This is a genomic window from Microbacterium luteolum, assembly GCF_039533965.1.
Lineage (GTDB): Bacteria > Actinomycetota > Actinomycetes > Actinomycetales > Microbacteriaceae > Microbacterium > Microbacterium luteolum.
This window is the reverse complement of the sequence record NZ_BAAAUN010000001.1, coordinates 2,535,503-2,549,643: the sequence shown is the minus strand read 5'-3', so window position 1 is coordinate 2,549,643 and position 14,141 is coordinate 2,535,503. Positions and strand designations below refer to the sequence as shown.

Genomic DNA, 14,141 nt, shown 5'->3' with positions numbered 1-14,141 from the left:
TCGAACTCTAGAAGAGCCGGGGGATGCCGGACTCGATGCCCTTCATGTCGTCGTAGTCGAGCACGAGGCAGCGGATGCCGCGGTCCTCGGCGAGCACGCGCGCCTGCGGCTTGATCTCCTGCGCGGCGAAGACGCCCTGCACGGGGGACAGGTGCGGGTCGCGCCCGAGAAGCTCGAGGTAGCGCGTGAGCTGCTCGACGCCGTCGATGTCGCCGCGGCGCTTGATCTCGACCGCGATCGCGACGCCGTCGGCATCCCGCACGAGCAGGTCGACCGGACCGATCGCCGTCGGGTACTCGCGACGCACGAGGGTCGCGCCCTCGGAGATGCGCTCGACCTGCTCGGCCAGCAGCCGTTGCAGGTCGGCCTCGACGCCGTCCTTCTGCAGGCCGGGGTCGATGCCCAGTTCGTGCGAGGTGTCGTGGATGATCTCGTAGATCTGCACCCGCAGCGCATCGCCGGTCTTCTTGTGCGTGACGCGCCAGACCTCGACGACGCCGGCGCTCGCCTCCTCCTCGCCGGGCTCCTCGCTGGAGAGCGAGCAGGGCGGGCTCATCCAGTTCAGCGGCTTGTAGCTGCCGCCGTCCGAGTGCACGAGCAGACTCCCGTCTCCCTTGTGCACGAGCAGACGCGTGGCAAGGGGGAGATGGGCATTGAGCCGACCGGTGTAGTCGACCGAGCAGCGGGCGATGACGAGGCGCACCCGTCGAGCCTAACGGCATCCGACCCGGCAGACCGACGCGTGCCGGAGCGGCGCGCGGTGCTCAGCCGCCCAGCCGGGACAGCGCGTCGAAGATCCCGAGCTCGGTGGCCGCGGAACGCGCGATGAGGAAGCCGATGATGCCGATGATCCACGCCGTGTTCTCGGCCCCTGTCCGCTCCATCCAGGCGGCGAAGCGTTCGAGCGGTCGTTGGACGAGAGGAGCCGCGACGAGCCGGAGCACCAGGAGCACGACGGCCGGAAGGACCATCAGGGCGCAGTAGCCGACCAGTGAGAGCACGCGAAGGGGAGTGCTCACTCCGGCATCCGCCAGCATGGTCATCGCGACGATGTAGGGGAGCATCGTCGCGACCTCGACCAGGCCGGCGGCGATCGCGACGGCCATCACCGCCGTGCCGCGCGTGCGCGGATCCAGCAGGCGCTCGCGCCAGCGGGTGATGCGCCCGGGAGACGGGGTCGTGGCGTCGCCTGCGGGCGGAGCGGTCGAGACGGTTCCGGACGCGGGCGTCGGCGCAGCCATGGCGCCGGCCGTTGCCACGGCGGGCACCTCTGCTTTCGAGCCGGTGGGCATCACGAAGGCGGTGATGAGCAGTGCCGCCCCCACGACCAGGCGTGTGATCAGTCCCGCGGGCGACGCGAGGAAGTCCGCGGCCACATCGACCAGATTCACCAGGCCCCACAGGAACAGGAGCCCGACCACGAGATAGAACCCCGCGATGGTCGCCAGGTAGAGGAGGATGCGTCCCGCCCTGACCCGCCCCGGATTGAGAAGGAGGAACACCGGGATGAGCAAAGTGCCGACGCTGAGACCGTCGATGAGCGCCAGCACGGCCAGGGAGAGAGGAAGCGGGAGTCCGCCGAAGAGTTCCATGGCTCCACGTTCGACGACGCGCGCGCGCCACGGATCGGGCGAAAGTCCCGTTCCGCCCGACCGCCCTCATCCCTTCGTCGGATGCGCCACCGTCGTCGTCGTGATTGCATGAGGACCATGCAGGAGGCGACGGCGGAGCGGATCCGCACCTGGTCCCGGGCTCGCCGTCCCCTGATCGATGCGGTCCTCATCGGACTGTTCTGCGTGCTGAGCGCCGCGCTCGGATTCAGCGGGATCTGGAGCATCTTCTCGCTCCTGGACGCCGGCATCTCGCCCTGGTGGACGCTGGCGACAGCCCTACCCGGGTGCATCGCCGTGCTCATGAAGCGGCGCTTCCCGATGCTCTCGCTGGTCGCCGCCGCCATCCTGTTCACGGTCGACCTGCTGACGATCGGCGGCCTCGGGCCCGTGATCATCCTGCTGGACGTGCTGTGGACCGCCGCCTTCCTCGCCTCACCGCGCGCACGCACCGGTCTGCTCATCGCCAGTGCGATCGCCGTGGTCGTGATGTTCTTCGGCGCCCTCGCGCTGTCCGACGCCGCCGTACCGGTGGCCTTCCTCGTGGCCGCGCAGTTCGGCGCGTTCGTCGGCACCGACTACTGGTGGGCGGTCGCTGTCTCGCAGGCGAACGAGCTCGCGGAGCTCCACCGCCAGCGCGCCGACGACGCGGCCGCGGTCGCGGAGCGGGAGCAGGCGGAGGCCGTCCGGCGCGAGCGCGAGACCATGGCGCGGGAACTGCACGATGTCGTCGCCGGGCATGTGATGGCGATGGCCATCCGCGCCGAGGCGGCGCTGACGAGCCCTCCGGATCCGGTCACCGACCGCGATGCACTGCAGGCCGTGCGCGACGCCGGGCTCGACGCCCACGGGGCACTGCGCTCGATGATCTCGGTGCTCCGCCGGGGCGACGGCACGCTCGCACCCACCCCCGGATGGTCCGACCTCGAGGGCATCGTCGATGAGGCGCGGCGCGCGGGTCTCGGCATCCGCTTCTCCTCCGTAGACGTCTCGGGCGTCGGCGGTGCCGCAGAGCAGGCAGTGGTGCGGGTGGTGCGGGAGGCCCTGGCCAACGGCATCCGGCACGCGAGCGGCGCAGACGTGGACGTCGTGATCGACGTCGCGGGCTCGGACGTGCAGGTGGCCGTGCGGTCGCGCGGCGGAGTCGCCCGCGCCTCCGCCACCCACGGCGGACAGGGATGGGGGCTGCAGATGCTCCGGGAGCGCGTGGAAGCGCTGGGAGGCGCCTTCGCCGCCGGACCCGAGTCCGACGGATGGTCGGTCGCCGCCCGCGTTCCGGTCGGGGTGCGCGCATGACCGCGCCCACGGTGCTGCTGGCCGACGATCACGGTGCGATCCGGACGGGCCTGCGCATCATGCTGGAGGCGCACGGCATCGTCGTGGTCGGCGAGGCGGCCGACGGAGACGTCGCGGTGCGCAACGCATCGGCCCTACGACCGGACGTGGTGCTGATGGACCTGCGGATGCCGGGACGGGACGGCATCTCCGCCACTCGGGAGATCGTCGAGCGCGGTCTGAGCGACGTCCTGGTGCTGACGAGCTTCGACGAGGACGATCTCGTGCTCGGGGCGATCAGGGCGGGTGCCGCGGGATTCCTCCTGAAGACGGTCGATGCGCCGGCGCTCGCCGCGGCGGTGCGTGCGGTGGCCGCCGGCGAGGGCGCCCTGGATCCGCGAGTGACCCGCAGGGCGCTCGCCGCTGTCGCGCAGAGCGTTCCCGCCTCGACCGCGCCGACTCCGGATCGTGGTGACCAGCCGGAACTCACCGTTCGAGAGCAGGAGATCCTCGACGGCATCCTGCAGGGCTGGTCGAACGCCCAACTCGCAGAACGTCTGCACATCTCCGTCGCCACGGTGAAGACGCACGTGTCGAACGTGCTGGCCAAGCTCGGTGCACGCAGTCGCTCGCATGCGGCGGCGCTCGTCCGGCGCCGAGGCGCCTGAGACTCAGCCCTCCTGCGCGGCGGTCGGGATCTTCTCGTCTTCGCGCAGCGGTCGCGCGGCGCCCGAGAACAGTCCGGAGGCCACGACCAGGCCCACCAGGATGAAGAGCGTGTTCAGCAGTCCGATGTGCTCGCTGATGATCCCCAGCACCGGAGGGCCGCCGAGGAACGCGACGTAGCCGATCGTCGCGGCGGCGCTCACACGGGCGGCGGCCTTGGCAGGGTCGTCGGCCGCGGCCGACATGCCCAGCGGGAATCCGAGCGAGGCCCCGACGCCCCAGAGCGCTGCGCCGACGAGCACGAGCGGCAGACTCGGCGCGAGGATGAACAGCACGATGCCGGATGCCGCGGCGACGGCGAGGATGCGCAGCACCAGCACGCGGCCGAAGCGATCGACGAGCGGTCCGCCGAAGAGGCGCACCACGGTCATGCCGACCGAGAACACGGCGAGCGATACCGCGCCGGTCCCTTCGGCGAAGCCGTGACCCTGCTCGGTGCCGAGAGCGATCCAGTCGTTGGCGCCGCCCTCGGCGAACGACATGCCGAGCATCACGACGCCGAGCAGATAGGTGCGCGGCTCGCGCCACGCCTCGAGGGCCGTGTGCATGCGCCGGCGGAAGGGGGGCTTCTCGTGATCCTCGGGGTCGAGCGCCGCCTCACGCGACGGCACCTGGAAGAAGCAGACCACGGCGACCACCAGGATCAGGGCGCCGACGGCGCCCGCGTGGGTCGCGACGTCGACGGAGAGGCCGGCGGCGAGAGCGCCGATGCCGGCGCCGATCACGGTGCCGAAGCTGAACAGCGCGTGGAAGACCGGCAGGATCGTCTTGCCCATCTGCTGCTCGATCGCCGTCGCCTCGACGTTCATCATCACGTCGACGCATCCGTTGCCGAAGCCGAACAGGACCATCCCGAGCAGCACGATCGGCACCGAGCCGAAGACGTTCGCACCCAGGCCCACGAGAGCGATGCCGACCGCGAACATCAGCATGGTGAGCAGCATCCCGCGCCGAGCTCCGGTGCGCGCCATCACGGCGGGACTCGTCGAGATGCCGATGATCGACGCCAGGCCCATGCCGAGCAGGATCATGCCGACCTGCGCGTTGTCGAGGTCGAGGGCCTGCTTGATGCCGGGCACACGAGACGCCCACGTGGCGATCGAGAGTCCGCTGGCGAAGAAGATGGCGAAGATCGCTGCGCGCCAGCGCACGAACTGCGAACGGGTGAGGGCGGTGTCCATGCCGGACAGCCTATCGAATCGATTCGACTCACCGCGACCGAATCGGGTTATCCTCGGAGTATGAGCACTCAGGAGACTCCGCGTCGAGCGACCATCGCCGACGTCGCGCGCGCCGCCGGAGTGGCGACGTCCACGGCATCCGTCGTGTTCAGCGGCAAGGCCAAGGTGGCTGCCGCGACGCGCGAGCGCGTGCTCGCCGCAGCGGCCGAGCTCGGCTACGCCGGGCCCGATCCGCGGGCGGCTTCGCTGCGACGCGGACGCAGCGGCATCGTGGCGGTCGTGCTCGAGGGCCATCTGCGGGCGGCCTTCCTCGACCCGGTGACCACCGCCATGATGGACGGACTCACCGACGGCCTGGCCGAGCTCAGCGCCGGCATCCTCCTGCTGCGCGACGAGCCGGGGGAGGAAGGATCCGCCCTCGCCAACGCCCCCGTCGACGCGTTCGTGCTGATCGGATGCTCGGGTCGCACGCGCGCCTCGCTCGAGGTGGTGCGCGGCCGCGGCCTCCCGGTGGTCGTGATCGAAGGGGATGCCGGCGACGGGATTCCGCGCATCACGCTCGACAACACCGAGGCCTCCGCCGACGTCGCGCGCCACCTGCATGACCTCGGGCACCGCGACGTCGCGCTCGTCACGCTCCCGCTGGACACCGAGCGGGAGCGCGTGGCGGTGACCCCCGACCGCGTCGCGACGGCGACGGTCGACGTCACGGTCGACCGGCTCGCCGGCCTCCGGGAGGTGTTCCCCGATGCACCGGCGATCTCGGCATCCGGCAGCCTCATCGACGAGGGCGTGCTCGTCGGCCGGATGCTGCTCGCGGATGCCGCCGCGCGGCCCACGGCCGTCATCGCCCAGAGTGATCTGCTCGCGGTCGGGGTGATCCGCGCCGCCGAGGAGCTCGGCCTCCGCGTGCCGGAGGACCTCTCGGTCGCCGGCTTCGACGGGATCGCCGTCGACGGGCTCGCCGACCTGACGCTCACCACGAGCGTGCAGCCGGCGGTCGACAAGGGGCGCGCGGCGGGGGAGCAGGTCGCACGGATGCTGCGCGGCGAGCCCGGCATCACCCAGCACCTCACCTGCCGGTTCCGGGCGGGGACGACGACGGCTGCGCCGGCGGGCCGCTGAGTCGGGTTCTGGGTTGCTGAGCTTGTCGAAGCATCGGTGACGGGCCCTTCGACAGGCTCAGGGACCCAGCGGCTTCAGGAGTGGGGTGGGCCGAGGGGGAGGGTCGTGTCGCCGAAGTCGAGGATGCGGTAGCGGCCGCAGTCGACGACCTCGTCGGGGACGACCGCCACGGGCAGCTGCCACCGCACGGTCTGCGCGTCCTCGATGAGGAACGACACCTCGCCGACGTCGAAGTCGCGGCGGTTCACGAGCCACGCGTAGCCGTTCAACTGGTGATCGACCTGCACGAGCTGTGCGGGATCGTCGAGGTGCAGCTTCGGCAGGCGCGCGGTCCAGAACTGTCCGGCACCGGTGCGCCCGGACGCGTCCACCCAGTCGGTGACGCACAAGAGATCGGGATCCGCTGAGGCGGCGGCGGCACCGAGACGCGGCACGCTCAGCCCGCTCCCGACGAGCACGAGCACGGCTGCGACGGCGGCCGCCGGGCGCGCCGCTCTGCGCGACATCCGCACGGCGCGCGGTACCGCGACGAGCGCGAGCACCGGTGCGAACGCGACCGGCTGGAGGTATCGCGCCGCGTGCGTGCCGAGCGCGATGGCGCCCACCACGACGAGGACGGGCATGAGCCACGCGAGCGTGGCGACGAGACGGGAACCCGGGTCCTCCGCACGTGTCATTCGGAGCACCGCCCACACGAGCAGCGCGAGTGCGAGCAGGCATCCGATGATGCCGAGCGGGGTCGACAAACGGTCGAGCAGCAGGCCGCCGTAGTACGCCGCCGACTGCGGCCACAGGGCGGGTTGCGCGTAGCCGGCCCCGGTATTGGCGACCCATGCCCCGAACGGAATGCGACCGATCAGGCCCAGGACGGTGCCGCCGACGAGCACCGCCAGCAGGATCGGCATCCGCGTCCTCCTCGTCGACATCCGCATCGCGAACAGCAGGTAGACCGTGAGCGGGACGGTCGCCCAGACCGCGTACAGCGGATTCGTCAGCGACGACACCGCCGCGACCGCGCCGAGCGCGACGAGCAGCCCTGAGCCGCCGCGATCGCGGTCGAGCACTCGACGCACCAGACCGATCGACAGCACGACGCCGATCACCGTCGCGGCGTAGTAGGTCGTCGTCAGCTGCAGCGAGGCGAGTTCGAGAGCATCGCGCGACGCCGAGATCTCGGTCGCGGCGAGGAGACCGAAGGCGAGGAGCGCGATCAGCGACCACGCGACCGGCGCCTGCCCCTCGCGCTGACGGCCGGCTACCAGGCGCAGGGATCCGTACAGCGCGAGGAGATTGAGCACCGCGTTGACGGCGAGAAGCGAAGTCGGGTCGAGGGGAAGCAGCGCGTCGAGCCCGGCGAACGCCGAAGCCTCCGGCAGGAACAGCACGCTCGACATCGCCCAGTCCTGTGGACCTCCGGCGAGCACCGACCGCGCGAACATCGCGACGATCAGCGAGTCGCCGTCGCGGAAGAGCAGCTCGGAGCGGGCGGATGCCGCGACCTGACCGGCGATGATCACGCTGACTCCGAGGGCGCCCAGCCACCCCGTCAGCTCCCGCACCCACACCCGCCGCATGCGACCACTCTCGCACGCTCGCAGAAAGCCGCGGTCCTCACGGAGTCCTAACGCCGGTAAACTGGACGGACACCCGCCCGCCTGAGCCGATTCACCCCCGGCCGACGAGCCCCGAGGGAGCCGCGTATATGCTGACGCTCCTCGCCGTGTTCCTCCTCGGGTCTCTGCTCATGCCCGTGCTGGTGCGCTGGCTGGGATCGCAGGCATTCATCATCGCGGCCCTCATTCCCGCCGCGGCATTCATCCACGCGCTGGTGCGGACCCCGGAGGTCCTCGACGGCTCCGCCCCCTTCGTGTCGATCCCCTGGATCCCGCAGCTCGGGCTGAACCTGTCGATGCACATGGACGTCCTGGGGTGGGTCCTGACCCTCATCGTCACCGGCGTCGGGGCCTTGGTGCTGCTCTACTGCCGCTGGTACTTCCTCGACGACTCCGCCGGGATCGGCTCCTTCGCGGGCGTGCTGCTCGGATTCGCCGGCGCCATGTACGGCCTCGTCCTCACCGACGACCTGGTGATGCTCGTGATGTTCTGGGAGGTGACGAGCATCCTCTCGTACCTCCTGATCGGGCACTACCGCCGTCGCGCGGTCAGCCGACGTGCTGCTCTGCAGGCCCTGCTGGTCACCACTCTCGGCGGTCTCGTGATGTTCGTCGGCGTCGTCCTCCTCGTGGTGAGCGCCGGCACGAGCAGCATCCGGGAGATCCTCGAGATCGCGCCGACGGGCCCGATGATCGATGCCGCGATCGTCATGTTGCTGATCGGCGCCATCAGCAAGTCCGCGCTGTTCCCCTTCCACTTCTGGCTTCCCGGCGCGATGGCTGCTCCGACGCCGGTGAGCGCGTATCTGCACGCCGCCGCCATGGTGAAGGCGGGCATCTACCTCATCGCCCGTTTCGCGCCGATCTTCGCGTTCAGCGGCCCATGGCGGCCGATCGTCATCACCCTGGGCATCGTGACCATGCTGCTCGGCGGCATCCAGGCGCTGCGCGAGACCGACCTCAAGCGCATCCTCGCCTTCGGCACGGTCAGCCAGCTCGGGTTCTTCGCCCTCGTCGTGGGATACGGCACGCAGGCGACGGCACTCGCCGGTCTCGCCCTGGTGATCGGTCATGCGCTGTTCAAGTCGGCCCTGTTCCTGATCGTGGGCGTGATCGACCGCCAGCTCTCCACGCGTGACATCACCGAGCTGTCCGGCGTCGGCAGGCAGGCGCCCGTGATGGCGACAGCCGCGTTCATCTCGGTCGCCTCCATGGCAGGCATCGCCCCGACCATCGGCTTCGTCGCCAAGGAGTCCACGCTGACGGCTCTGCTCGATGACGGTCTGCACGGATCCCCGTGGGGTCTCGTCGCGATCATCGGCGTCAGCCTCGGATCCATGCTCACCGCGGCATATGGCATCCGCTTCCTCTGGGGCGCGTTCTGGACGAAGCGCGACGAGCAGGGACAGCGGATGCCCGACACCGCCTGGCCCGACCCGCCGGTCGGCTTCCTCTCGGCGCCGATCATCCTCGCGGGCGTCACGCTCGCCGCGGGCATCGGAGCCCCGGCGCTCGATGTGGCGCTGCAGGGCTACGCGCTCACCGCGACCCCCGGACTCGACGCCGCAGGCGAGGCGGTGGAGGGACCGGGACACCTCGCGCTCTGGCACGGTCTCGAACCGGCGCTCGGCATCTCGATCCTGACGATCCTCCTGGGCTTCGGGATCTTCTGGCTGACGCGTCGCACCGGCTGGGACGCCAAGGCGCGGATGCTGCCCTTCACGGCTGCGGACGCGTACTACCTCGTCATGCGCGGCATCGACCGTCTCTCGGTGCTCAGCACCACGCTCACGCAGCGCGGTTCGCTGCCGGTCTACGTCGGCACGATCTTCGTCGTCTTCGTCGCCGCCGAGGTCACCGCACTGATCGCCAGCGACGTCGATCGCTACAACCTCTCGGCCTGGCACACGCCGGCGCAGATCGCGGTCGCGCCGATCATGGCCGTGGCTGGTGTCTTCGCCGTCCGCGCGCAGAAGCGCTACACCGGCGTGGTCCTGGTGTCGGTGACCGGGCTCGGCATGGTCGCGCTGTTCGCGACCAGCGGCGCACCCGACCTCGCGCTCACCCAGATCCTCGTCGAGACCGTCACGATGGTGACGTTCGCGCTCGTCCTGCGTCGGCTCCCGGCGCGCATGGGCGAGCACAACGCCTCGGTGAGCCGTATCCCCCGGGCGCTGCTGGCGATCGGCGTCGGCGTGACCATGGCGTTCGTCGCCGTGGTCGCCACGCAGTCGCGCGTCGCCGCCCCGATCTCCGAAGCCTTCCCCAAGCTCGCCTACGAGATCGGCCACGGCAAGAACGTCGTCAACGTCGCGCTCGTCGATCTGCGCGGCTGGGACACCATGGGCGAGCTGTCCGTGCTCGTGCTCGCTGCGACCGGCGTGGCATCCCTCGTGTTCGTCACGCACCGAGCCGATCTGCTCGCCGCGACGAAGGGCCTTCCGCGCGCGACGCGCAAGGCGGCGCGCAGCCGTCCTCTCGTCGAGACGACCGAGGGCATCCGCTTCCAGACCGCCGAGAACGAGAACAGCCCGCGCGCCTGGCTCGTCGGCGGTCAGAAGATGAAGCCGGAGAACCGGTCGATCCTGCTCGAGGTGATCGTCCGCATCCTCTTCCACACCATCATCGTGGTGTCGATCTTCCTGCTCTTCGCCGGCCACAACCTCCCCGGCGGCGGTTTCGCCGGCGGCCTGGTGGCGGGGATGGCGCTGGTCATGCGCTACATCGCCGGCGGTCGGTGGGAGCTGGGTGCCGCGGCGCCGACGGATGCCGGACGGCTCCTCGGTGCAGGCCTCATCCTCGCGGTGGGGACCGCCGTCGTCCCGCTGTTCTTCGGCCTCGCACCGCTCACGAGCTCCTTCTGGGAGTGGGAGATTCCGGGCATCGGACACATGGAGTTCGTCACGTCGACGATCTTCGATGTCGGCGTCTACCTCGTCGTGATCGGGCTGGTGCTCGACGTGCTGCGCAGCCTCGGTGCCGAGGTCGACCGCCAGTCAGCCCTCCGCCCGCAGGAGAGCCCCACGCAGAGCGGGGTGCGCAGCTGATGGACGTCTCGCTCACCCTGATCGTCGTGATGGCGGTGCTCTTCGCCTGCGGCGTCTACGCGATGCTCGAGCGCAGCCTCACCCGCGTGCTGATCGGATTCCTGCTGCTCGGCAACGCGACGAACCTGCTCCTGCTGATCGTGATGGGCGTGCCGGGCAATGCGCCGTTCTTCGGCACCGAGGGCGGGATGAGCGACCCGCTCCCGCAGGCCCTCACCCTCACCGCGATCGTGATCACCTTCGCCGTGTCGGCGTTCCTCCTCGCGCTCATCTACCGCTCCTGGCAGCTCGGACAGGCCGACACCGTCGAGGACGACGCGGCCGACATCGCCCTGCGCGAGCGCACCGACGCCGACGAGGACGTCCTGGAGGACGACGCCGATCTCGAGGAGGAGGCGACCACCGACTTCGTCGGCGTGCAGACCGCCCCGATCACGGTGCTGCACATGCGCGACCACCCCTCGATCCACGACGACGCCCCGTTCGATGCCGCCGACGCTCGCCCCGCTGAGCGTCCTGAGGACGGGGAGCGCCGTCCTGAGCGAGCGCAGCGAGACGAAGGGGATCGGACATGACCGCGCTCGTCCCGCTCCTCGTCGCCCTGCCGCTGCTCGGCGCGGCCGTCACGCTCGTGTTCGGGCGGAACGCCCGCCTGCAGGTGTTCGTCACGGTCGCCACCCTCGCGATCGTCTCGGTCATCGCCGCCGTCCTGCTGGTGGTGGTGGATGCCGGAGCGCCGCTCGCCGTCTCCGTCGGCGGCTGGCCCGTGCCGTTCGGCATCGTGCTCTACGTCGACCGGCTCTCGGCGCTGCTCGTGCTCGTGTCGAGCATCGTGCTGCTCGCCGTCCTCCTCTTCTCGATCGGCCAGGGCGTCGCCGACGGCGCGGACGAGACGCCGATCTCGATCTTCAACCCCTCGTACCTGATCCTCGCCGCGGGCATCTTCAACGCGTTCATCGCGGGCGACCTGTTCAACCTCTACGTCGGCTTCGAGATCCTGCTCGTGGCCTCGTACGTGCTGATCACCCTCGGCAGCACCGAGTCCCGCATCCGCACCGGTGCCGTGTACATCGTGGTGTCGCTGGTGTCGTCGATCCTGTTCCTCGCTTCGATCGCGATGATCTACGGCGCGCTCGGCACCGTGAACATGGCCCAGATCGCCGAGCGGATGTCAGAGCTCCCGCAGGAGACGCAGCTGGTGCTGCACCTCATGCTGGTGATCGCGTTCGGCATCAAGGCCGCGATCTTCCCGGTGTCGTTCTGGCTGCCGGACTCCTACCCGACCGCGCCGGCCCCGGTGACCGCGGTCTTCGCCGGATTGCTGACCAAGGTCGGCGTCTACGCGCTGATCCGCACCGAGACCCAGCTCTTCGCGTCGAACAGCATCGACACGCTGCTGCTGATCATCGCCCTGGCGACCATGATCATCGGCGTGCTCGGCGCCGTCGCGCAGGCGGAGCTGAAACGAATCCTGTCGTTCACTCTCGTGAGCCACGTCGGGTACATGATCTTCGGCCTGGCGATCGCGACCCCGGCCGCGATCGGCGCCACGGTGTACTACATCGTCCACCACATCGTCGTGCAGACGACCCTGTTCCTCGCCGTCGGCCTCGTGGAGCGCCGAGCCGGCAGCACCTCGATCCTGCGGGTGAAGGGGCTGCTCAAGGTCGCGCCGGTGATCGCCGTGCTCTACTTCGTGCCGGCCATCAACCTCGGCGGACTGCCACCCTTCTCGGGGTTCATCGGCAAATTCGCGCTGTTCGAGGCCGCGGCATCCGTCGGCACCCCGCTCATGATCGTGCTCATCATCGGCGGCATCGTCACCTCGCTGCTGACCTTGTACGCGCTGATGCGCGCCTGGAACCTGGCGTTCTGGCGCGAGGAGGAGGACTCCACCGAGACCGAGGGCCGCATCTCGTACCTCGGCAACGCGCCCGCCGCCGACGATCAGCAGGAGCGCCGCCGCATCCCGAAGATCATGACGCTCGCGACGGGCGGGATGGTCGCGGTGACCATCGCGCTGACGATCTTCGCCGGGCCCCTCTACGCCCTCTGCGACCGCATCGGCGCCGCACTCCTGCAGCCCGTGAGCCTCGTGCAGCTGGAAGACGAGGTGGGCTGATGGCGCGCGAGACCCGACGTCACCTCTGGCGCGACATCCGCGTGCAGCTGCCGTTCCTGGCCTGGCTCGTCGTGCTCTGGATGCTGCTGTGGGCGCAGTTCACCGTGCTGTCGTTCCTGACCGGTCTCGTCGTCGCGGTCTTCGTCACCCGCGTGTTCCGCCTGCCGACGGTCGCCCTGTCGGGGCGGATCAACGTCTGGTACGCGGCGCTGTTCGTGGTGCAGTTCCTCTTCGCCGTGCTGCGCGGGGCGCTGTCGGTGACGCGGCAGGTCTTCGACTTCCGCCGCCAGCCGGGAGCCGCGATCATCGCGGTACCGCTGCGCTACGCCGACGACCTCGTGATGACCCACGTCGCGGTCACGTCGTCGCTGATCCCCGGCTCGCTCATCGTCGAAGCCGACCGCGACCGGCGCATCCTCTACCTGCATGTGATCGGCGTGCGGGACACGGCCGACGTCGAGAAGCAGCGGGCGGGCGTGCTCCTCTGGGAGCGGCGGATCGTGCGTGCGCTGGGCGACCCGGAGCAGTACCGTGCTCTCAAGGCCGACGAGCGCGCCGGTGCCGTGGGCGGCCCGGCGAAGGGCGGTGCGCGATGAACATCCTCCTGCTGGTGATCATGGTGGTGTTCGGCCTCGCCGCGATCCTCGCCGTGATCCGGATCGTGCGCGGGCCGTCGATCCTCGACCGCGCCGTCGCCTCCGACGTGCTGCTCACCGAGGTGATGTGCGTGCTCGGTGCCGAGATGGCGATCAACGGGCACACCCGCAGCATTCCGGTGCTGCTGATCATCGCCGCGATCGGGGTGTTCGGCTCGATCGCCGTCGCCCGCTTCGTCGCGAGAAGGGACAACACGACGCAATGAACGTGCTCGGTCTCCTGATCCCCGACGCCGTGATCGATGTGGCGGTGCTCGTGCTGATCCTGCTCGGTGCCCTGCTCTGCCTCTCGGCCGCGGTCGGCCTGCTGCACTTCCGCGACGTGCCGTCCCGCCTGCATGCGGCCACGAAGCCGCAGGTGCTCGGCCTCGTGCTCATCTGCGGTGCGGTCGCACTGTCGCAGCGCTCCGTCGGCGGCATCCTGATCGGGCTCGTCCTGGTGGCTCCGATCGTGCTGATGCAGTTCGCCACGGCACCGCTGTCGGCGCACATGGTCGGCCGTCAGGCGTATCGCAACGGCACGACGGATCAGCGGGGGCTCGTGGTCGACGAGCTCGCCGAGTCGAAGCAGACCCCTCCCGGGGCGGGGTAGCGCTCTTCTCAGTCCGTGTTTGAACCTCGAGGTCGACGGACTCCGCCGAGCATAATTCAGCAAGAACTCGGTCCCTCGGCCGACTTTGGCCACAGGTAGCCGATTTCGCGAGAGTCTTTCTGAATTGTGACCGTCGACTGGCCGCGACACTGATTCTGCACCGACCAAGCACGACCGGAACCCATCCACAATCT

Annotated in this window: 13 protein-coding genes; 9 read left to right on the top strand and 4 right to left on the bottom strand. The window is 70.0% G+C overall.

The genetic code is table 11. The annotated features are described in order from the left end of the window. Window positions 1-7: 7 nt before the first annotated feature. Entirely contained in the window at window positions 8-703 is a 696-nt protein-coding gene (gene nucS, locus ABD648_RS12290; protein ID WP_282215247.1) for an endonuclease NucS, read from the bottom strand. 61 nt (window positions 704-764) lie between these two features. Continuing rightward, entirely contained in the window at window positions 765-1,592 is an 828-nt protein-coding gene (locus ABD648_RS12285) for a GAP family protein (RefSeq protein ID WP_282215246.1), read from the bottom strand. A gap of 117 nt (window positions 1,593-1,709) precedes the next feature. Here ABD648_RS12285 and ABD648_RS12280 point away from each other — a divergent pair, with 117 nt between their 5' ends. After that, window positions 1,710-2,906 carry a sensor histidine kinase gene (locus ABD648_RS12280; RefSeq protein WP_344709175.1) on the top strand — a complete coding sequence of 399 codons (1,197 nt, stop codon included), beginning with the start codon at window positions 1,710-1,712 and terminating at the stop codon, window positions 2,904-2,906. Beyond that, a complete protein-coding gene (locus tag ABD648_RS12275; RefSeq protein WP_282215244.1) occupies window positions 2,903-3,553 on the top strand; it encodes a response regulator in 651 nt (216 codons plus the stop codon). The genes ABD648_RS12280 and ABD648_RS12275 overlap by 4 nt, the downstream gene beginning before the upstream one ends. 3 nt (window positions 3,554-3,556) lie before the next feature. Here ABD648_RS12275 and ABD648_RS12270 read toward each other — a convergent pair whose 3' ends face one another. Next, on the bottom strand, window positions 3,557-4,792 hold the full coding sequence (locus tag ABD648_RS12270) for an MFS transporter (protein ID WP_282215243.1): 1,236 nt from the start codon (window positions 4,790-4,792) through the stop codon (window positions 3,557-3,559). Between the two features lie 60 nt (window positions 4,793-4,852). Here ABD648_RS12270 and ABD648_RS12265 point away from each other — a divergent pair, with 60 nt between their 5' ends. After that, complete coding sequence (locus ABD648_RS12265) at window positions 4,853-5,917, top strand: LacI family DNA-binding transcriptional regulator (RefSeq protein WP_282215242.1); 1,065 nt, start codon at window positions 4,853-4,855, stop codon at window positions 5,915-5,917. A 74-nt stretch (window positions 5,918-5,991) separates the two neighbouring features. Here the strand turns inward: ABD648_RS12265 and ABD648_RS12260 are convergent, their stop codons facing one another. Continuing rightward, window positions 5,992-7,491 (bottom strand): hypothetical protein, encoded by a 1,500-nt coding sequence (locus ABD648_RS12260; RefSeq protein ID WP_282215241.1) that lies wholly within the window; start codon window positions 7,489-7,491, stop codon window positions 5,992-5,994. Window positions 7,492-7,619: 128 nt separating this feature from the next. On the opposite strand from ABD648_RS12260, the gene ABD648_RS12255 reads away from it, so the two are divergent. From ABD648_RS12255 to mnhG, 6 genes are read left to right on the top strand one after another with little or no spacing between them, the layout of a single operon-like run. Then, window positions 7,620-10,577, top strand: a complete 2,958-nt coding sequence (locus ABD648_RS12255) for a Na+/H+ antiporter subunit A (RefSeq protein ID WP_282215240.1) — start codon at window positions 7,620-7,622, stop codon at window positions 10,575-10,577. Next, a complete protein-coding gene (locus ABD648_RS12250; protein ID WP_282215239.1) occupies window positions 10,577-11,152 on the top strand; it encodes a Na(+)/H(+) antiporter subunit C in 576 nt (191 codons plus the stop codon). Before ABD648_RS12255 ends, ABD648_RS12250 begins: the two co-directional genes overlap by 1 nt. Continuing rightward, window positions 11,149-12,699, top strand: a complete 1,551-nt coding sequence (locus ABD648_RS12245; protein ID WP_282215238.1) for a Na+/H+ antiporter subunit D — start codon at window positions 11,149-11,151, stop codon at window positions 12,697-12,699. The genes ABD648_RS12250 and ABD648_RS12245 overlap by 4 nt, the downstream gene beginning before the upstream one ends. Next, entirely contained in the window at window positions 12,699-13,295 is a 597-nt protein-coding gene (locus tag ABD648_RS12240; RefSeq protein WP_282215237.1) for a Na+/H+ antiporter subunit E, read from the top strand. The genes ABD648_RS12245 and ABD648_RS12240 overlap by 1 nt, the downstream gene beginning before the upstream one ends. Next, window positions 13,292-13,561, top strand: a complete 270-nt coding sequence (locus tag ABD648_RS12235; RefSeq protein ID WP_282215236.1) for an MrpF/PhaF family protein — start codon at window positions 13,292-13,294, stop codon at window positions 13,559-13,561. The genes ABD648_RS12240 and ABD648_RS12235 overlap by 4 nt, the downstream gene beginning before the upstream one ends. Continuing rightward, the gene (gene mnhG, locus ABD648_RS12230) at window positions 13,558-13,947 is read left to right on the top strand and encodes a monovalent cation/H(+) antiporter subunit G (RefSeq protein ID WP_282215235.1); all 390 of its coding nucleotides are present in this window, start codon (window positions 13,558-13,560) and stop codon (window positions 13,945-13,947) included. The genes ABD648_RS12235 and mnhG overlap by 4 nt, the downstream gene beginning before the upstream one ends. Window positions 13,948-14,141: the final 194 nt, after the last annotated feature.